Source organism: Cupriavidus phytohabitans, assembly GCF_017815025.1.
In the GTDB taxonomy this organism is placed as follows: Bacteria; Pseudomonadota; Gammaproteobacteria; order Burkholderiales; family Burkholderiaceae; genus Cupriavidus.
Genome location: NZ_JAGIQB010000021.1, coordinates 1 through 19378, shown reverse-complemented (window position 1 = coordinate 19378; position 19378 = coordinate 1). Strand labels below are relative to the sequence as shown.

Here is a 19378-nt window from a genome sequence, read left to right as displayed (position 1 = left end):
CGGGCGGCGAAGGTAATCTCGCCGCTTGCGGATGTCGCGCGCGCCGGCCTGCCCAGGAGACACTGTATGAGTCAAGCAATTGAAATCAAGGTGCCGGATATCGGCGACTATGACGCCGTCCCCGTCATCGAAGTGCATGTGAAACCCGGCGACAGCATCAACGCGGAAGACGCGCTGGTGACGCTGGAGTCGGACAAGGCCACCATGGACGTGCCCTCGCCGCAGGCCGGCGTGGTCAAGGACGTCCGCATCAAGGTGGGCGACAACGTGTCCGAAGGCTCGGTGCTGGTGATGCTGGAAGCGGCCAACGAGGCCTCTGCAGCACCGCCTGCCGCGGCCGCAGCGCCGGCTCCGGCGCCGGCTGCTGCAGCACCCGCGCCCGCGCCCGCTCCCGCGCCGGCAGCAGCTCCCGCGGCAGCCCCAGCCGCGAGCGGTGGCGGCACCATCGAAGTCAAGGTGCCTGATATCGGCGACTACGACGCTGTGCCGGTCATCGAAGTCCACGTCAAGCCGGGCGACACCATCAGCGCGGAAGACGCGCTGGTGACGCTGGAGTCCGACAAGGCCACCATGGACGTGCCCTCGCCGCAGGGCGGCGTGGTCAAGGAAGTCAAGGTCAAGGTTGGCGACAACGTGTCCGAGGGTACGCTGCTGCTGATCCTGGAAGGCGCTGGCGCGGCCGCAGCACCGGCTCCGGCTGCCGCGGCGGCTCCGGCACCGGCGGCTGCCAGCGCGCCCGCCCCGGCACCGGTTGCAGCTCCGGCTCCGGCAGCAGCGGCTGCCGTCGCACCGGCCGTCGCTGGCGTAAGCGGCAAGACCGCCCATGCCAGCCCCTCGGTGCGCAAGTTCGCGCGCGAGCTGGGCGTCGACGTGTCGCGCGTGGCCGGCACCGGTCCCAAGGGCCGCATCACCCAGCAGGACGTGCAGAACTACGTCAAGGGCGTAATGACCGGCCAGGCCGCTGCGCCGGCCCAGGCGGCCGCGGCTGGCGGCGGCGGTGGTGGCGAGCTCGGCCTGCTGCCGTGGCCGAAGGTCGATTTCACCCGCTTCGGCGAGGTGGAAAGCAAGGCCCTGTCGCGCATCAAGAAGATTTCCGGCGCCAACCTGCACCGCAACTGGGTCATGATCCCGCACGTCACCAACCATGACGAAGCGGACATCACCGAGCTGGAAGCCTTCCGCGTGCAGCTGAACAAGGAAAACGAGAAGTCCGGCATCAAGGTGACCATGCTGGCCTTCATGATCAAGGCCACGGTCGCGGCGCTGAAGAAGTTCCCGAACTTCAATGCGTCGCTCGACGGTGACAATCTGGTGCTGAAAAAGTACTTCAACATCGGGTTCGCCGCCGACACCCCGAACGGCCTGGTCGTGCCGGTGATCAAGGACGCCGACAAGAAGGGCGTGCTGGAGATCAGCCAGGAAATGAGCGAGCTGGCCAAGCTGGCGCGCGACGGCAAGCTCAAGCCGGACCAGATGCAGGGCGGCTGCTTCTCGATCTCGTCGCTGGGCGGCCTGGGCGGCACGTACTTCACGCCCATCATCAATGCGCCGGAAGTGGCCATCATGGGCGTGTGCAAGTCGTTCCAGAAGCCGGTGTGGGACGGCAAGCAGTTTGCGCCGCGCCTGACGCTGCCGCTGTCGCTGTCGTGGGACCATCGCGTCATCGACGGCGCCGAGGCCGCGCGCTTCAACACGTACTTCGCGCAACTGCTGGCGGACTTCCGCCGTATCCTGCTCTAACTCGGCAGCGCGCACCGGCATTGCCGGTGTGCGCCCAAGCCGGACGATAGGAGCGAGCCATGACTACCTGTGTTGTCGTCAAGAAGGGCGCCGAGGTGGCGATCGCGGCGGACGCGCTGGTCACCTTCGGCGATACGCGGCTGTCGCGCGCGTATGAGCGCAACCAGAAGGTCTTTCCGGTCGGCGACGGCTTTATCGCGCTGGCCGGGACGACCGCGCACTTCCCGGTCATGCGCACGCTGCTGGCTGGCCTGGGTGAGGAGTGCAGGCTGGGCTCGCGCGACGACGTGTTCCGCACCTTCCTGAAGGTGCATGAGAAGCTGAAGACGGACTACTTCGTCAACACCAAGGAAGACGAGGACGATCCCTACGAGTCGTCGCAGATCGTCTGCCTGATCGCCAATCCGGCGGGCATCTTCGGCGTCTACTCGTATCGCGAGGTGTTTTCGTTCGACCGCTTCTGGGGCATCGGCTCGGGCCGCAACTACGCGCTGGGCGCAATGCACGCGGTGTATGACCGGCCGGACCTGGATGCGGGCGAGATCGCGCGCATCGGCGTCGATGCGGGCGTGGAGTTCGACAAGAGTTCATCGGGGCCGATCGAGGTCCATACGGTCCAGCTGCACGAAGCAGACAATGGCGCAGCCCCGGGGGCGGATGCGGCAACCAACAACGACGGCGCGCCCTGAAGCCGAGAGGCGGGCGCGTATTGAGGAGCAAATATGAGTGTGATCGAAGTCAAGGTGCCGGATATCGGCGATTTCGACGCGGTGGAAGTGATCGAGGTACTGGTCAAGGCCGGCGATACGGTCGAACTGGAGCAGTCCCTGATCGTGCTGGAGTCCGACAAGGCGAGCATGGACGTGCCGTCGTCGGCAGCAGGCAAGGTGGTGGAGGTCAAGGTCAAGGTGGGCAACAAGGTCGGCCAGGGCGCGGTGATCTGCACCGTGGAGGCCCAGGCAGCCGCCGCTGCACCGGCGCCCGCTCAAGCTCCGGCTCCGGCTCCGGCCCCTGCGCCGGCCGCCGCGGCACCGGCCGCGGCAACGCATGGCGGCGGTGCCGACATCCAGTGCGACATGCTGGTGCTGGGCGCTGGCCCTGGCGGCTACTCGGCCGCCTTCCGTGCTGCCGACCTGGGCATGAACACGGTGCTGGTGGAACGCTACAGCACGCTTGGCGGCGTCTGCCTGAACGTGGGCTGCATCCCCTCCAAGGCGCTGCTGCACAACGCCGCCGTGATCGACGAAGCCAAGGCGCTGGCCGCCCACGGCATCCTGTTCGGCGAAGCCAAGATCGACCTCGACGGCCTGCGCCACTACAAGAACCAGGTAGTCGGCAAGCTGACCGGCGGCCTGGCCGGCATGGCCAAGGCGCGCAAGGTGCAGGTGGTGCGCGGCATCGGCAACTTCCTCGATCCGCACCACATGGAAGTCGAGCTGACCGAGGGCGAGGGCAAGCGCAGCACTGGCAAGAAGACCGTGATCCGCTTCGAGAAGGCCATCATTGCCGCCGGCAGCCAGCCGGTGAAGCTGCCGTTCATTCCGGAAGACCCGCGCATCGTCGACTCGACCGGCGCGCTCGAACTGCCGGAAGTGCCCAACAAGATGCTGGTCATCGGCGGTGGCATCATCGGTCTGGAAATGGCCACGGTGTACAGCACGCTGGGCGCCGAGATCGATGTCGTCGAAATGCTGCCGGGCCTGATGGGCGGTGCCGACCGCGATCTGGTCAAGGTCTGGGAAAAGAAGAACAAGGACCGCTTCGGCAAGGTCATGCTGAATACCAAGACCGTCGGGGTGGAAGCCAAGCCGGATGGCATCTACGTCAAGTTCGAGGGCGAGCAGGCGCCGTCCGAGGCGCAGCGCTACGACCTGGTGCTGGTGTCGGTGGGCCGCGCGCCCAACGGCAAGCGCATCGCCGCCGAGAAGGCGGGCGTGGCCGTGACCGACCGCGGCTTTATCAACGTCGACAAGCAGATGCGCACCAACGTGCCGCATATCTTCGCGATCGGCGACGTCGTGGGCCAGCCGATGCTGGCGCACAAGGCGGTGCATGAAGCCCACGTGGCCGCGGAAGCCGCGCATGGCGAGAAGGCATTCTTCGATGCCAAGCAGATCCCGTCGGTGGCCTTTACCGATCCGGAAGTGGCCTGGGCCGGCCTGACCGAAGACGAGTGCAAGGCGCAGGGCATCAAGTACAGCAAGGGTGTGTTCCCGTGGGCCGCTTCGGGCCGCGCCATTGCCAACGGCCGCGACGAGGGCTTTACCAAGCTGATCTTCGACGAGGAAACGCATCGCGTGATCGGCGGCGGTATCGTCGGTATGCATGCCGGCGACCTGATCAGCGAAGTGTGCCTGGCGATCGAGATGGGCGCGGATGCGGTGGATATCGGCAAGACCATCCACCCGCACCCGACGCTGGGCGAATCGATCGGCATGGCGGCGGAGATCTACGAAGGCACGTGTACCGACGTGCCGCCGCCGCGCAAGCGCTGAGCGTTCCCGACGGAAACGCAGAACCCGCCTTCGGGCGGGTTCTTTTTTGCCCTGTTAATGCAATTAACCGCCAGAAGTCAAACCCACCAACGGATGGAGCCAGCGGGGCGGGGCCTTATACAAGCGGGAAGGAAGAACGAAACGGGCAAAAAAAAGCCCGGCCTCTGCAGGCCAGGCTTTAACGATACCTTTGGACAAGGAGACCGCGGTACCGAGGAGACATCGGCAGACTAGGCAGTGCCGCTATCCTCGGTCGGGACACCACCATCATCGTTGGCAAAACGCACCGGCAAGATGCCGAATCGATGCGCTTTGCCAACGGACCGGCCGGAGCCGGTCCATCGTCAAGGCAAACAGCTATCAGGCAACCGTAGCCTTCTTCGCCGTGGCCGTACGGGCCGTGGCGCTGGCTTGCTGGGCAGCCTTGGTGGCGGCGGAAGCAGCGGCCTGGAAGTTGGTTTCAGCGATTTCCACGGCTTGCTTGGTCGCCTTCTGCACCGACTCGTAGGCGTTGTTGGCAGCCGAGATCGCCGACTTCACGATGGCCACGGTCGATTCCGAACCGGCCGGGGCGTTCTTGGCGAAGTTCTCGACCAGCGCCTGCACGTTCTTCGAGCCTTCGGCCAGTTGGGCCTCGGCCACCTTGGTGAACTCGCTCTGGGTTTCCGAAGCGATTTCGTACAGGTGACGGGTGTAAGCCAGGGTCTTCTCGGCGACCGGCTGCACGGCTGCGGCCTGCAGGGCCAGCAGTTCCTGTGCGTCCTTGGCCGACAGGGCCTTCTTGGCATTTTCCACGTTTTCGGCCAACGTGGTCTTCACGACCTGCAGGTTCAGTTCGACAAGCTTTTCGACGCCTTCAAATGCCTTGGTAGTCAGGCCGAACAGCGTTTCCAGGTTTGCTTTTTGCGCTGCTGCGACTTGTTCCGGGGTCAGGATCATTGCTGGTCTCCAGTGGTGAACTTCAAGGTCAAGCAAAAATAAGCCGCCTAGATGTCAAGGCCGTGACGGTGTGTCCCGCTTCGGCCAGCCCAGGCGTAGGTGGGTGGTTGTGTGCCGCGCCCGATGGTTTGATGCGCCGCAACAATTCCAATTCTAGGGAAGCCAGGTTTAATGTCAAGCGCATTTTGTGCGTTGCACAAAAATATTGGGCCGCTGTGCTGGTATTTGTGCCGCAGCAGCCATTTTGGCTAGGCGGCGAGGTGCGGTGAGCGGTGCTACCATCGCGGATTCCCTCGCTGTACGGCTGGCCGCCGCCTGCGAAACCGACAAGACGTGAACAGAACCGCACAGGCCGATCCATGCTTGCCTTCTACGCCGACCATTTCGTGTTGCCGCTGCCGCCGGGACACCGTTTCCCGATGCGCAAGTACAGCATGCTGCGCGACACGGTTGCAACCCAGATTCCCGGTTTGCGCCTGGCCGAGGCGCCGCGCGCCGGCGACGATGCGCTGCTGCTGGCGCATACGCCGGAATACGTCCAGGCCGCTTCCGCTGGCACGCTGGATGCTGCCCGCCAGCGCGAAATCGGCTTCCCGTGGTCCGAAGCCATGGTCGAGCGCTCGCGGCGCTCCGCCGGCGCCACCATTGAAGCGTGCCGGGCAGCCTTGCGCGAAGGCATTGCCGTGAACCTCGCCGGCGGCACGCACCACGCGTATGCCGACAAGGGTGGCGGCTTCTGCGTGTTCAACGACGCGGCCATCGCGGCGCGCGTGCTGCAGCGCGACGGCGACGTGCGCCGCGTGGCGGTGGTCGATCTCGACGTGCACCAGGGCAACGGCACGGCGTCGATCCTGCAAGGCGATCCCTCTGCGTTCACGCTGTCGCTGCACGGCGAGAAGAACTATCCGTTCCGCAAGGAAGCCAGCGACCTCGACGTCGGGCTGCCGGACGGCTGCGACGACGACGCCTATGCGCATTCGTTGCAGGTGGCGCTGGATACGCTGTTCAGCCGCTTCGCGCCCGACCTGCTGATCTACCTGGCCGGCGCCGATCCGCACGAGGGCGACCGGCTCGGGCGGCTCAAACTGACCTTCGCTGGCTTGGCACGGCGTGACCGGCTGGTATTCGACGCCGCCATGGCGCGTGGCCTCCCGGTAGCGGTGGCGATGGCCGGCGGCTACGGTAACCAGATCGAAGACACGGTCGCGGTCCATGCGCAGACCGTGCGCCTGGCCGCGCAATACCATGCCCGCCACGGCGTGCTGGCGGCGGCGTCATGAGCGCCGCCGCAGAACCCGGCCGCACGGCCGATGCCGCCGCCCGCCGGACGGCATGGGTGGCGGCGATGCCGTGGCTGTTCGTGCTGATCTGGAGCACCGGCTTCATCGTCGCCAAGTACGGCATGCCGTACGCGGAACCGATGACATTCCTGTTTCTGCGCTTTGTCGGCGTGCTGGTGCTGATGGTGCCGTTCGTGCTGCTGGCCGGCGTGCCGTTGCCGCGCGCGGCGGGCACGGCGCATGCCGACTGGCGCATGGTCGGCCATCTTGCCGTGGCGGGCTTGCTGCTGCAGGCCGGCTACCTCGGCGGCGTGTGGGCGGCGATCAGGCTCGGCATGCCGGCCGGCGTGTCGGCGCTGATCGCAGGCATGCAGCCGATCCTGACCGCGCTGATCGCCGCACGGCTGGGCGAGCGCATCAGCGGGCACCAGTGGCTGGGCTTGCTGCTGGGCATCGCCGGCGTGGCGCTGGTGGTGGCCAACAAGCTCGGCACCAGCGCGCTGACGCCGGCAGGCCTGGCGCTGGCGGTCGGCGCGCTGATCAGCATTGCCGTCGGCACCGTCTACCAGAAGCACTTCTGCCCGGTGTTCGACCTGCGCATGGGATCCGTGATCCAGTTCGGCGCCGCCGCGCTGGCCTGCCTGCCGTTCATGTTCCTGTTCGAGACCCGCGAAGTGCAGTGGACCGCCGCCATGATCGGCGCGCTGGCGTGGTCGGTGGTGGCGTTGTCGATCGGCGCCATCTCGCTGCTGTTCCTGCTGATCCGCCAAGGTGCGGCGACCAGGGTGTCTAGCCTCATGTATCTGACGCCACCGACCACCGCCGTGATGGCCTGGCTGCTCTTCGGCGAACGCTTCCCGCCGCTCGCCGCCGCCGGCATGGTGCTTGCTGCGTTAGGCGTGGCACTGGTCATCCGCAGGTAGCGCTGGTGCGTTCGTGTTGCGGTTGCGAACGCGTCAACAGTTGCCCTGGCGCACTCCGATTCCACTTTCCGTTCCTGCCCAGTTCCTTCCTCGCCCCATGAAACCACAAGCCGAGCCGCGCAGTGCCTATCCGTACTTCCAGCCGATCACGACGCGTTGGATGGATAACGATGTCTATGGCCACGTTAACAACGTTGTCTACTACAGTTATTTTGACACCGTGGTGAATACCTACCTGATCCGGCAGGGGGCGCTCGATCTCGAGTCGGGCAAGACCATCGGGCTGGTGATCGAGACGCAGTGCAATTACTTCTCGTCGCTCAGCTTCCCGGAGACCGTGGTCGCAGGCTTGCGCGTCGCCAGGCTCGGCACGTCGAGCGTGCGCTATGAGGTCGGCCTGTTCAGCGGCGACAACGAGGTTGCCGCCGCGCAGGGGCATTTCATCCACGTCTATGTCGATCGCGCCACGCGCCGGCCGGTACCGCTGCCGGCGCCGCTGCGCGAGGCGCTGCTGCCGCTGGCGGTCGCAGGCGCGCAAGGGTGAGGGCGGGGCGATGGAGACGAACAAGATGTCCCTCGAGATGCAACCGGGTTCGCAGGACGCCGTGGCGTGTGTGGATCGCGCGATCCTGACGCGGCGTTCGGTGCGGGCCTTTCTCGATACGCCCGTGCCGCGCGAGACCGTGGAAGAGATCCTGGCCGTCGCCAGCCGCGCCCCCTCCGGCACCAATACGCAGCCTTGGCGGGTCTATGTCCTGTCGGGCGAGGCCAAGGCAAAGCTGTGCGCCGATGTCCTTGCCGCTTACGACGACCCTGAGCGCGATGCCAAGTACCTGGAGGAATACCCGTACTATCCCCGCGAATGGGCCAACCCGTACCTGGCGAGGCGGCGCAAGGTGGGCTGGGACCTGTATGGCCTGCTTGAGATCAGCCGCGAGGACAAGGCGCGCATGCATGAGCAGCACGCGCGCAATTTCCGTTTCTTCGATGCGCCGGTGGGCATGATCTTCACCATCGATCGCATCATGGAGCAGGGCAGCTGGCTCGACTACGGCATGTTCCTGCAAAGCATCATGGTTGCCGCGCGGGGGCGCGGGCTGGATACCTGCCCGCAGGCGGCGTTCACGCAGTTCCACAAGATCATTGGCAGCCATTTGCTGCTGCCACCCGAAGAAATGGTGGTGTGCGGCATGTCGCTGGGGTTTGCGGATCCGGACGCGCCGGAAAACCGCCTGGCCACCGAACGGGAGCCGGTAAGCGGGTTTGCGCGTTTCCTCTCATAGAGAGGTTTGTATCAATGTGTAACGATTGCTGCCGATATAGAGAGCGAAATGCCGTACTGGCCGCAATTGTTACTGGGGTGAGCAAGGCGGAGCGAATGCAGTTCGTTTGCGAACGTGACCTGAGGTCAACTTTTTCCACCATGTGGAAATGTTTGCAAATCGAACTTTAAGGAGCGTCTGTAAGTCTTTAATCTTGCTAACAATTTCTTAATTTCCTACACTAGCGCCATTCCTGATGCGCTGAACGAATCATGTTTCGGTCTGATTCCATTTTTTCCAGATTCTTCGGCTCCACGCCCTTGTCCGCCGTTGCCGCCGCGGTGCTGGTGTCGGTGTCGATGGTTGCAGCTCCCGTCGCTGAGGCTGCCAGCAAGTCTGCAAGTACGCAAAAAGCGTCTAAAAAGCAGGCAACTACCGCTAAAGTCACCAAAAAATCCGCTTCCAAGACTGTGTCCGCGAAGTCGCGCAGCAGCAGGGTCGCCAGGAGTGAAGCCGGTTCCGGCCGCAAGGTGATCGTGCTGAAAAACGGCAAGCGCCAGGTCGTGGCCGCGCATCGCGCCGCGCCGGTGCGCGCCGTGTTCACGCCGGCCAAGCCGTCGCTGGGCGAGGCGATGGGGCTGCGCGATACCGAAGACGCACTGGCGCTGCGCTCCAGCGTGGCGCTGGTGATGGACCAGGGCTCCAACGAGGTGCTGTTCCAGAAGAACGCCTCGGCCGTGCTGCCGATCGCCTCGATCACCAAGCTGATGACCGCGCTGGTGGTGATGGACGCGCGCCTGCCGATGGACGAGGTGCTGACCATCACCGAGGACGATCGCGACACCGAGAAGCACAGCAGCTCGCGCCTGCGCTTCGGTACGCAGCTGACCCGCCAGGAACTGCTGCTGCTGGCGCTGATGTCGTCCGAGAACCGCGCCGCCTCGGCGCTGGGCCGCCACTATCCGGGCGGGCTGCCGGCTTTCGTGCAGGCGATGAACCGCAAGGCGCGCGAGCTGGGCATGAACGACAGCCATTTCGTCGACTCGAGTGGCCTGTCGAGCAGCAATGTGTCGAGCGCGATGGACCTGGTGCGCATGGTCAATGCCGCGTACCGCAACCCGACCATCCGCGAGTTCTCGACCCAGACCGAGCATGAAGTCAACGTGATGGGCCGCACGCAGCACTATGTCAGCACCAACCGCCTGGTGCGCGGCGGCAACTGGGAGATCGGCCTGCAGAAGACTGGCTTTATCTCCGAGGCAGGCCAGTGCCTGGTGATGCAGGCGCGCGTGCAGGGCCGCAACGTGGTGATGGTGTTCCTGGATTCGGCGGGCAAGCTGTCGCGTTTTGCCGATGCCAACCGGGTCAAGGACTGGCTCGAGCATTCGCCGTCGCAGCCGCACGGCTTTCCCTCTTCCCCTAACCTGACGCAGCGCCCGGGCGGCGCGCACGCGATCCTGGCTTCGCAGCAGGCTCGCGGCATCTGATCGCTGACCTGCAATGAAAACGCGCCGGAGCCCGGCGCGTTTTTTTTGCCAGCGCGACAGCGCTCAGAGCAGCTTGCCGGGGTTCATGATCCCGGCCGGATCGAACACCGCCTTGATCTCCCGCATCAGCCGCAACTCCAGCGGATCCTTGACCGCCAGGAAGGCATGGCGCTTGAGCTGGCCGATGCCGTGCTCGGCGCTGATGCTGCCGCCGTAGCGCATCACTTCATCCAGCACCGCGTCAGTGACCGCATCGCCATGGGTCGCTGCCCAGTCCCTGGGGGCGCCGGCCGGGCGCGACAGGTTGTAGTGCAGGTTGCCATCGCCGAAGTGGCCGAAGACAAAAGGCCGGATCGCCGGGTCGAGCGCGCGCAGGCGGCTTTCCATTGACGTTATGAACGCCGGGATCTGCTCGATCGGCAGCGACACGTCGTGCTTCAGGTGCGGGCCATCGGCGCGCTGTGCTTCGGAGATTTCCTCGCGCAGTTTCCACATCGCCTGCAACTGCGCCAGCGATGCCGAGACCGCCGCGTCCAGGCACAGTTCGCGCTCCAGCGCTTCGCCGATCACGCGCTCCAGCAGCGCGTTGAGTGCATCCTCATCCGTGGTGTCCGCCAGTTCCACCAGCACATAGGCCGGGTAGCGCTGCGCGAACGGTTCCTGCACGCCTTCCGCGTGCACCAGCACCAGGTCCAGGCAATCGCCGGTAAAGAACTCGAACGCCTGCAGGCGCGCGCCGCATTGCGCGAACAGCAGTTCATACAGCTCCAGCGATTGCGCCGGCGAGGCAACCGCCGCCAGCACCACGCTGCGCGTATCGGTGCGCGGGAACAGCCGCAACGCCGCCGCCGTGATCACGCCCAGCGTGCCTTCCGAGCCGATCAGCAACTGCTTCAGGTCATAGCCGGTGTTGTCCTTGCGCAGCGTGCGCAAGCCGTTGAACACCTCGCCGTTGGGCAGCACGGCTTCCACGCCAAGTACCAGTTCGCGCGTCATGCCGTAGCGCACCACGTTGACGCCGCCGGCATTGGTCGCAAGGTTGCCGCCGATCTGGCACGAATCCTCGGCCGCCAGCGAAAGGGGCAGCAGCCGGTTGGCTTCCTGTGCGGCACGGCGCAGGTTGCCGAGGATGCAGCCGGCTTCGGCCACCATGGTATTGGCGATGGTGTCGAGCGAACGTACCGCGTTCATGCGGTCCAGGCTCAGCACCACGTTGGCGGCCTGCGCGTCGGGCGTGGCGCCGCCGCACAGGCCGGTATTGCCGCCGCGCGGCACCACTGGTGCCGCTGCCTGCTGGCACAGCGCCAGTGTGCGCGAGACTTGTTCCACATTGCGCGGACGCACAACTGCCTGTGCCTGCCCGCGATAGATGCCGCGCCAGTCCGACAGCCACGGTGCGATGTCGTCCGGGTTGGTCAGGACAGTGTCGGCACCGAGCGCTTCGGTGAGGCGTTGGGCGAGTTGAGCGGTTTGCATGTTGTTCCGTGTTTCCGTGGTGTCAGGACTGTGCGAGGGACGGGCTGGCGGCACGCGCGCGCAGCGTCAGGCCAAGACGCCGCGCCGCGTTCTGCAGGTGGGTGACCGCTGCGCTCCGGGCCGCTTCGGCGTCGCCGCGGCGGATCGCGTCGACGATGGCTTCATGCTCGCCATGCACGCCTTCGGCCAGCCCAGGCTGGCGCAGCGTGTTGGCGCGCGCGGTGGCGACCGCCTGGTGCAGCTGCAGGTTCAGGTACTGCAGCAACTGGCGGTAGTACGGGTTATGCGTCGCCGCGGCGATGCCGATATGGAAGGCCGCGTCGATATCGGCTGCCGGCTGCCCGTCGTAGAGGTGGGCATGCAGCCGCTGCAGCAGCCCTGCCAGCGCGGCGATGTCGTCATCGGTGCGGCGCACCGCCGCCAGTGCGGCCGCGGCGCCCTCCAGGTCGATGCGCAGGTCATACAGGTCCGCCAGGCCGGCGGCGTCGATATCCGGCTCGCGCGGCAGCTGGAATCCCGCCGCGCCGGTGCGCGAGCGCACGGTGCAGCCGACACCCTGGCGCGTCTCGACAAAGCCCTGCGAACGCAGATGCTCGGTGACTTCGCGTATCACCGCGGCGCTGACGCCGTACTGCTCCGAGAGCTGCTTGCCGGTCGGCAGCCGGGTCCCGACCGGGTACGCGCCGCTTTCGATATCGGCGCGCACCTGGCGGGTGACCTGTTCGGTGAGGGTGACGGCACGGGTTCGCATGGTGGGCGATTATAAGGTTTGCTGGTTATCTGAAAACTAAGGGTAAACGTTAGTGTTGAGCCTGATCCTGATATGTCCGGCGCCGGATGCAAAACGCGCGGGGCGCCATCGCTGGCGGCCCGCGCGTCGTGGTGCTGGCGGAACGAAGCTGCGCTCAGGCAGCGGCTTCTGATACGTAGCCCATGCCGCGCGAGATCTGCAGCGCGGTTTCCTTCAGGTTCTGCAGCCAGCTGTCCTGGAGCCGGTCGGCCGGGGCAGACAGTGACAGGCCCGCCACCAGCCGGCGCGAGTCGTCGTAAATGCCGGCGGCAATGCAGCGCACGCCCAGTTCCAGCTCTTCGTTGTCGCGGGCATAGCCGTTGGTGCGGACCCAGTTCAGCTCGCGCTCCAGCTTGGTCAGGTCGGTGATCGAGGTCCGGGTATGTCCGGCCAGCCCGGTGCGGGTGGCGTAGTTGCGAACGCGCGCCGACTCGTCGGCGGCCAGGAACAGCTTGCCGACCGAGGTCAGGTGCAGCGGCGCACGGCCGCCGATGGCGCGCACCACCTGCATGCCGGAGCGCTCGCTATAGGCGCGCTCGATATAAACGATCTCGTCGCCCTGTCGCACCGACAGGTTGACCGTCTGCCCGGTGACGCGGTGCAGCGCGCGCATCGGCGCCAGCGCGGCGTCGCGCACCGACAGGCGCGCCTTGACCAGGTTGCCCAGTTCCAGCAGGCGCATGCCAAGACGGTAGCTGCCCGGATCGGAGCGATCGACGAAACGGCAGGCCACCATGTCGTTAAGGATGCGGTGGGCGGTCGAGGGGTGCAGGCCTGTGGCCAGCGACAGCTCTTTCAGGCTGACCGGGTCGGCGTGCTGGGCGAGGGCGTCCAGCAGCGTCATCATGCGCTCGATGACCTGGATGGACGTCTTGCCCGGTGACTTGTCTGCTTCGGACATAGCTAGGAGAGAGAAATGTTGCTTTGCGGCATTTTTATGTGTTTGCCTGATTCTATCTCGCATCGTGAAAATTTCAATAGGTGAAATGACATTACCGTAAGAATCCTGGGGTGATGTCATCCGGCAAAGTGATCTGATTTGCACCGGATTCAATGCGGCGATGAACCGTTTGTGCGCCACGCGCGGTCCAAGGCGCGCATAATTGCGGGGTTTTTGGGGTCTGGAGAAGCCAACAATGCGAGTCGGTCTGTTCGCCACCTGCCTGGTGGACCTGATGCGTCCGGAGATCGGATTTTCGGTGCTCAAGCTGCTGGAAGCCGCCGGCTACGAGGTCATGGTGCCCGAGGCGCAGACCTGCTGCGGCCAGCCGGCGTACAACTCGGGCGAGCGCGCCGTCTCGCGGGATCTCGCCGAGAAATTCCTGCGCGAGTTCGAGATGTTCGACTACATCGTGGTCCCGTCGGGAAGCTGCGGCGGCATGATCAGCCACCACTACGGCGACCTGCTGCGCGACGATCCGGAATTGAACGGCCGCTATGCGCGCCTGCGGGAACGGGTGTACGAGCTGACCGATTTCCTGGTCAACGTGGCGCGCGTCGAGACGCTGCCGTCCAGCTTTGCCGGGCACATTACCTACCATGACTCCTGTTCCGGCTTGCGCGAGCTGGGTATCAAGCAGCAGCCGCGCGAGCTGCTGTCGCGCCTGCCCGGCGTGCAGCTGACCGAGATGAAGGACTGCGAAGCCTGCTGCGGCTTCGGCGGCACCTTCTCGGTCAAGTACGGCAATATCTCGACGGCCATCGTCGACGAGAAGTGCGCCAACATCAAGGCCAGCGGCGCTGGCGCGGTGGTGCTGGGCGACCTCGGCTGCATCCTCAATATCGAAGGCCGGCTGCGCCGCACCGGCGACAGCCAGACCCGCGTGCTGCATATCGCCCAGGTGCTGGCCGGCGACGCCTGACCACGAGAGACGCCACGATGCAAGTCCACAGCATGGAATTCAAGGCGCGCGCCGGCCAGAAGCTGGCCGACCAGCGCCTGCAGCAGAACCTGAAGAAGCTCTCGACCAAGTTCGTCACGGCACGCGCCGATGCCATCCGCGACATCGACTTCGACGCGACGCGCGAGGCGCTGAAGGAACGCCGCAACCGCGCGCTCGAAGACCTCGACGTCTGGCTGGCGACGTTCGAGCAGAACGCTACCAGGCGCGGCGCCACGGTGCTGTTCGCCGAGACCACCGCCGACGCCGCGCGCCTGGTCGCCGAGATCGCGCAGAAGCACGGCGTGAAGAAGGTCATCAAGAGCAAGTCGATGGTGACCGAGGAAATGCGCCTGAACCAGGTGCTGGGCGAGATGGGCGTGCAGAGTATCGAGACCGACCTCGGCGAGTACATCCTGCAGATCAACGACTCGGAGCCGCCGTCGCACATCATTGCGCCGGTGGTGCACAAGGACAAGGACGAGATCGCCGACCTGTTCGCCAGAGTCCACCACAAGCCGCGCCTGACCGACATCCCGGAGATGACCCGCGAGGCGCGCGAAGTGCTGCGCCCCGAATTCCTGAGCGCCGACATGGGCGTGACCGGCGGCAACTTCATCATTGCCGAGACCGGCTCGGTGGCGGTGGTCACCAACGAAGGCAACGAAGGCATGTGCACGGTGATGCCGCGCGTGCACGTGGCCGTGACCGGCATCGAGAAGGTGTTGCCGACGCTGGAAGACCTGGCCACGGTCATGCGCCTGCTGCCGCGTTCGGCCACTGGCCAGGCGATCTCCAACTATTTCTCGCTGCTGACCGGCCCGCGCGCCGAAGGCGAACGCGACGGCCCCGATCATATGTACTTCGTACTGGTCGACGGCGGCCGCTCGGGGCTGATCGGCGGCGACTTCCAGGAGATGCTGCGCTGCATCCGCTGCGGCGCGTGCATGAACCATTGCCCGGTCTACCAGAAGATCGGCGGCCATGCCTATGGCTGGGTCTATCCGGGGCCGATGGGCAGCGTGCTGACGCCCAGCTACGTAGGCCTGGCGAATGCGGTGGACCTGCCGCAGGCGGCGACCCTGTGCGGCGAGTGCAACCGGGTCTGCCCGGCTTCTATCCCGCTGTCGGATCTGCTGCGCAAGCTGCGCGAGAAGCAGATGGAACGCGGTCTGCGGCCGTGGCAGGAGCGGTTTGCGCTGAAGGCCTGGGGCTACGTGGCGAAGCGGCCCGACCTGTATGCCTTTGCCACGCGCATCGGTGCCTGGCTGCTGGGCCGCATGGGCGGCGGCAACCGGCTGATCACCAGCCTGCCGATGGCCGGCAAGGGCTGGACCGAAACCCGCGACATGCCGGCCCCGTCGGGCCGCACGTTCCGCGAACTCTACAAGGAAAGGAGGGCGCGTTCATGAGCGCAGCCAACACGGAAACGCTGGCGCGCATGCGCGCCGCACTGGACCAGCACGTTACCGGGTCGATGCCCGCGCAGGAACTCGTGCGCGCATGGCGCGATGCCGGCAGCGGGCTGACGCTGCCTCCTGTCTATGGGCAGGCGATGGAAGAACTGCTACGCAGGCTGGAGATGTCGGCAGTGTTTGCGCAGGACAGCTGCTCGTTCTCGAGCAGCGCGGTGACGGACCAGCTGGCGCGCTGGCTGGACAAGGCGGCAACGGCCTGAGGCCGCAACGCTTCGCCGGGGCCCTTCAGCGGCCCCTTCCGCGCAACGCTTCATCATCCCTTCAGCGTCTCCACGAATTCCAGCGACAGCCGCGACAGCGGCTCCGCCTGCACAACGCCCCCGCCACACAGGCCCGCTCGACCTGAACCTGCATGCCGGGCCGGATCGCCAGCGTTGCCGAACATCTCGTGCCAGCAGGCTCGATCCCCTTAAAGACCGCCTTGACTTCGCCAAGCGACCGCCTCGCTTGCGCGCAGGTTCATTCTCGTGGGATTAACCTGATGTTAAGGGTGGCGGACATATAAGCATATGACAGTCAATGGCGCCATACCTAAACTGGACTCCATCGATACACCACACACACTGACCTGGAGGGCGGCGACCATATGGCTGATATTCATCTTACCTACCTCAACGGCCGGGACATTGCGCGGCTGGAAATGACCGACGCCGAAATCATCGAGGCGGTGGAGCAGGCACTGGTCGCGCAGGGCAACGGCCAGACCGTGATCGAGCCGCGCGTGCACCTGATGCCGGATCCCGCCTTCAACGGCCACTTCAACGTGCTGCGCGGCTACGTGGCGCCGCTGGGGCTGGCCGGCGTCAAGGTCGTTGGCGATTTCGTCGACAACTACAAGCTTGGCCTGCCTTCGGAGATGGCCATGCTGAACCTGTTCGATCCGCGCACCGGCATGCCGGTAGCGGTGATCGATGCCACCTTCATCACCGATGCCCGCACCGGCGCGCTGACCGCGCTCGGCGCCAAGCACCTGGCACGCCGCGACAGCAAGGTGCTGGGCCACATCGGCGCGCGCGGCACCTCGTACTGGAACGTGCGCCTGCTCGACAGCCTCTATGACTTCGACGAGATCCGCGTGCATTCGCGCCGGCCGGAAAGCCGCAATGCCTTTGCCGCGCGGCTGGAGCGCGATCTCGGCAAGAAGATCGTCGTGACCGAGGACTGGGAGTCGTGCGTGCGTGGCGCCGACATCGTGGTCGAGGCCTCGCGCCTGGAACGCCCGACGCCAATGCTCAAGACCGAATGGATCAAGCCCGGCGCGTTTGTGGTGCCCTACGGCACCATGAGCGCGGTCGAGTTGTCGCTGACCGACATCATGACGAGGATGGTGGTGGACGACTGGGGGCAGTGCAAGGGCGGCATGTTCGGCTCGCTGCGCGCGCATGTCGAAGCGGGCAAGCTGTCGGAACAGACGCTATACGGCGAACTGGGCGAGATCGCCGCCGGACGCAAGCCGGGCCGCCAGAGCGACGACGAGACCAACCTGTTCTGGCACCGCGGCCTGTCGCTGAGCGATATCGCGCTGGGACACGCCATCCTGAAGAAGGCCGGGCAGCGCGGGCTGGGCCAGAAGCTGGTGTACGCATGATCGCCAATGCCCGCATGTACGCGGTAACGCCGCAGGCCGAAGGGGCATGGCGCGCACTGCTGGCGCGCGTTTCCGAGCGTGCGGGCGTGGCGTTGCCGTATGTCGGGCATCCGGCGCCAGAGCCGATTAACGCGCTGTGGGCGAGGCAGGACTGCGGCTGCGTGTTCATGTGCGGCTATCCGTACGCGAGCGCGCCGGTAACGCCGCAGTTGCTGGCCGCGCCGGTTCCGTCGCGGTCGCGTTACGACGGACGGCCAGTGTACTTCACGGAGTTCATCATGCGCGCCGATGCGCCGGCGCAGTCGCTGGCGCAGACTTTCGGCGGGCGGCTGGCATGCATGTTGCCTGAGTCGAACTCGGGCTATAACGCGCCGCGCCATTACCTGATGCGGCTGGCACCGGCGGGTACGCGGGCGCTGTACCGGCCCGCTGCGATGGTGACGCCAACGCCGAGCGAGGTCATCGGTGCCGTGCTTGCAGGCGATGCTGAAGTGGGGGTGATCGACAGCTATGTGATGGACCTGCTGCGCCGCTATGCCCCTGGGCTTGTTGCGCAACTGAAGACGCTGGCGCTGACGCCGCCCGCACCGATCCCGGTGCTGGTCGCATCGGCGGGAGCCGATCCGCAGCAGTGTGCGCGCGTGCGCGCGGCATTGCTGGGCATGCATGAGGATGCCGCGGGCGCCGCGCTGCTGGCCATGCTGGGGCTGGCGCGCTTCGCCGCGGTGCAACCCGCCGACTACGCCTGCCTGCCCGCGATGGCGAACGAAGCGGATCTGGCGAGCTTTGCGCTGACCGATCCCGCGGCCGGAGAGCGGGGCACGGGATAGGCAACGCGTCGGACCGCACACGGCCATTGGCGAGAACAAGACTGCCGGCGCGGTGGAGGAGCCATAGCCTGATTACTGCCAAATTGGGGAAACCGTCATGAAATTCGCTGTAAATGCTGCTTTGAATCCTTTCATGAATCCTGACATCCGGCGCCTTGCCACGCAGTGCCTGTTCGCTTGCGCGGCAGCCTGCGCGACATGGTTCGGCGCAGCGGCGGCGCATGCCCAGCCGCCGGCGTATCCCGCCAAGCCGGTGCGCATTGTGGTGCCATTCGCCCCCGGTGGCCCGGCCGACGTGCTGGCGCGCGCCGTCGGGGAAGGCGTTGCCAAGGCCACCGGCCAAAGCGTGCTGGTCGAGAACAAGGCCGGCGCCGCCGGCACCATTGGTGTCGACATGGTGGCCAAGGCCGCGCCCGATGGCTACACCCTCGCGCTGGTGCCGGTCGGCAATATCGCGGTGAATCCCACGCTGATGCCGAACCTGCCTTACAAGCAGTCCGACCTGGCGCCGGTGGCGATGCTCGCCACCGCTGAAAACGTGCTGGTGGTCAACGCGGCCACGCCTGTCAGGTCACTGGCGGATCTGCTCAAGCTTGCCGCGCAGAAGCCCGGCGAACTGAGCTTCGCCTCGCCCGGCGCCGGCAGCCAGGCGCACCTGGCCGGCGAACTGCTGCAGCTCGATGCCAACGTCAAGCTGAACCACGTACCGTACAAGGGCGTGAGCCCCGCCATGACCGATGTGGTCGGCGGGCAGGTGACGATGATGTTCGCCCAGCTGTCGGCGGCACTGCCTTACATCAAGGCCGGCAAGCTGCGTGCCTTGGGCGTGGCCAGCGCCCAGCGCTCGACGGTGCTGCCCGATGTGCCGACGATCGCGGAGCAGGGCTTCCCGAAGTTCGAGGCGGTGTCGTGGTATGCGTTGATGGCACCGGCGGGTACGCCGCCTGAGGTCGTGCGCAAGCTCAGCCAGCACGTCGACGCGGTGCTGGCCGATGCGGTGCTGAAGGAAAAGCTGGCGACGCTGGGGATGGAGGCGGCGGGCGGTACGCCGCAGCAGCTGGCTGCGGCCATCCAGAAGGAGAGTACGCGGTGGGCGGGAGTGATCAAGCAGCGCCGTATCACGATCGACTAGCCCGAACTTTGACTTCCCAAATAGCCGGAACCCGCATCGGCGCTGGGTTTCGGCTATTTTTGAGACTATTATGTAGCC

General features: G+C 65.8%; 18 protein-coding genes. 14 read left to right on the top strand and 4 right to left on the bottom strand.

What is annotated here, in order from left to right:
* The first annotated feature begins 66 nt into the window (after positions 1–66).
* The 3 genes from aceF to lpdA are packed head-to-tail and all read left to right on the top strand — an operon-like array spanning position 67 to position 4235.
* Positions 67–1740: a dihydrolipoyllysine-residue acetyltransferase gene (gene aceF / locus J8I34_RS16250; protein WP_209806447.1), complete on the top strand. Its 1674-nt coding sequence runs from the start codon at positions 67–69 to the stop codon at positions 1738–1740.
* A gap of 59 nt (positions 1741–1799) precedes the next feature.
* On the top strand, positions 1800–2429 hold the full coding sequence (locus tag J8I34_RS16245; RefSeq protein WP_029047703.1) for an Ntn hydrolase family protein: 630 nt from the start codon (positions 1800–1802) through the stop codon (positions 2427–2429).
* A gap of 33 nt (positions 2430–2462) precedes the next feature.
* Positions 2463–4235, top strand: coding sequence for a dihydrolipoyl dehydrogenase (gene lpdA, locus J8I34_RS16240; RefSeq protein WP_209806446.1), 1773 nt, complete (start codon positions 2463–2465; stop codon positions 4233–4235).
* Positions 4236–4595: 360 nt separating this feature from the next.
* Here lpdA and phaP1 read toward each other — a convergent pair whose 3' ends face one another.
* Positions 4596–5174, bottom strand: coding sequence for a TIGR01841 family phasin PhaP1 (phaP1, locus tag J8I34_RS16235; RefSeq protein WP_029047701.1), 579 nt, complete (start codon positions 5172–5174; stop codon positions 4596–4598).
* A 359-nt stretch (positions 5175–5533) separates the two neighbouring features.
* Here phaP1 and J8I34_RS16230 point away from each other — a divergent pair, with 359 nt between their 5' ends.
* The 5 genes from J8I34_RS16230 (at position 5534) to pbpG (ending at position 10126) form a co-directional block, all read left to right on the top strand.
* Positions 5534–6454, top strand: a complete 921-nt coding sequence (locus tag J8I34_RS16230) for a histone deacetylase family protein (protein WP_209806445.1) — start codon at positions 5534–5536, stop codon at positions 6452–6454.
* A complete protein-coding gene (locus tag J8I34_RS16225; RefSeq protein ID WP_209806444.1) occupies positions 6451–7377 on the top strand; it encodes a DMT family transporter in 927 nt (308 codons plus the stop codon). Before J8I34_RS16230 ends, J8I34_RS16225 begins: the two co-directional genes overlap by 4 nt.
* 97 nt (positions 7378–7474) lie before the next feature.
* Positions 7475–7921, top strand: coding sequence for an acyl-CoA thioesterase (locus J8I34_RS16220; protein WP_029047698.1), 447 nt, complete (start codon positions 7475–7477; stop codon positions 7919–7921).
* 25 nt (positions 7922–7946) lie between these two features.
* Complete coding sequence (locus J8I34_RS16215; RefSeq protein ID WP_209770538.1) at positions 7947–8660, top strand: nitroreductase; 714 nt, start codon at positions 7947–7949, stop codon at positions 8658–8660.
* A gap of 251 nt (positions 8661–8911) precedes the next feature.
* Positions 8912–10126 carry a D-alanyl-D-alanine endopeptidase gene (gene pbpG, locus J8I34_RS16210; protein ID WP_156914389.1) on the top strand — a complete coding sequence of 405 codons (1215 nt, stop codon included), beginning with the start codon at positions 8912–8914 and terminating at the stop codon, positions 10124–10126.
* A 63-nt stretch (positions 10127–10189) separates the two neighbouring features.
* Here the strand turns inward: pbpG and J8I34_RS16205 are convergent, their stop codons facing one another.
* The 3 genes from J8I34_RS16205 to J8I34_RS16195 all read right to left on the bottom strand — a co-directional run bounded on the left by J8I34_RS16205 (position 10190) and on the right by J8I34_RS16195 (position 13293).
* Positions 10190–11602: an FAD-binding oxidoreductase gene (locus J8I34_RS16205; protein WP_209806443.1), complete on the bottom strand. Its 1413-nt coding sequence runs from the start codon at positions 11600–11602 to the stop codon at positions 10190–10192.
* 22 nt (positions 11603–11624) lie between these two features.
* Positions 11625–12353, bottom strand: coding sequence for a FadR/GntR family transcriptional regulator (locus tag J8I34_RS16200; protein WP_209806442.1), 729 nt, complete (start codon positions 12351–12353; stop codon positions 11625–11627).
* 154 nt (positions 12354–12507) lie between these two features.
* Positions 12508–13293 (bottom strand): IclR family transcriptional regulator, encoded by a 786-nt coding sequence (locus tag J8I34_RS16195; protein WP_029047693.1) that lies wholly within the window; start codon positions 13291–13293, stop codon positions 12508–12510.
* Between the two features lie 235 nt (positions 13294–13528).
* Here J8I34_RS16195 and J8I34_RS16190 point away from each other — a divergent pair, with 235 nt between their 5' ends.
* From J8I34_RS16190 to J8I34_RS16165, 6 genes are all read left to right on the top strand, one after another.
* Positions 13529–14254, top strand: a complete 726-nt coding sequence (locus J8I34_RS16190) for a (Fe-S)-binding protein (RefSeq protein ID WP_029047692.1) — start codon at positions 13529–13531, stop codon at positions 14252–14254.
* Between the two features lie 17 nt (positions 14255–14271).
* Positions 14272–15684, top strand: a complete 1413-nt coding sequence (locus J8I34_RS16185; protein ID WP_209806441.1) for a LutB/LldF family L-lactate oxidation iron-sulfur protein — start codon at positions 14272–14274, stop codon at positions 15682–15684.
* Entirely contained in the window at positions 15681–15950 is a 270-nt protein-coding gene (locus tag J8I34_RS16180; RefSeq protein WP_029047690.1) for a hypothetical protein, read from the top strand. The genes J8I34_RS16185 and J8I34_RS16180 overlap by 4 nt, the downstream gene beginning before the upstream one ends.
* Before the next feature lie 386 nt (positions 15951–16336).
* Entirely contained in the window at positions 16337–17338 is a 1002-nt protein-coding gene (locus tag J8I34_RS16175) for an ornithine cyclodeaminase family protein (RefSeq protein WP_029047689.1), read from the top strand.
* The gene (locus J8I34_RS16170) at positions 17335–18168 is read left to right on the top strand and encodes a phosphate/phosphite/phosphonate ABC transporter substrate-binding protein (RefSeq protein ID WP_029047688.1); all 834 of its coding nucleotides are present in this window, start codon (positions 17335–17337) and stop codon (positions 18166–18168) included. Before J8I34_RS16175 ends, J8I34_RS16170 begins: the two co-directional genes overlap by 4 nt.
* A gap of 133 nt (positions 18169–18301) precedes the next feature.
* Entirely contained in the window at positions 18302–19300 is a 999-nt protein-coding gene (locus tag J8I34_RS16165) for a tripartite tricarboxylate transporter substrate binding protein (protein ID WP_209806440.1), read from the top strand.
* The last annotated feature ends 78 nt before the right edge of the window (positions 19301–19378 follow it).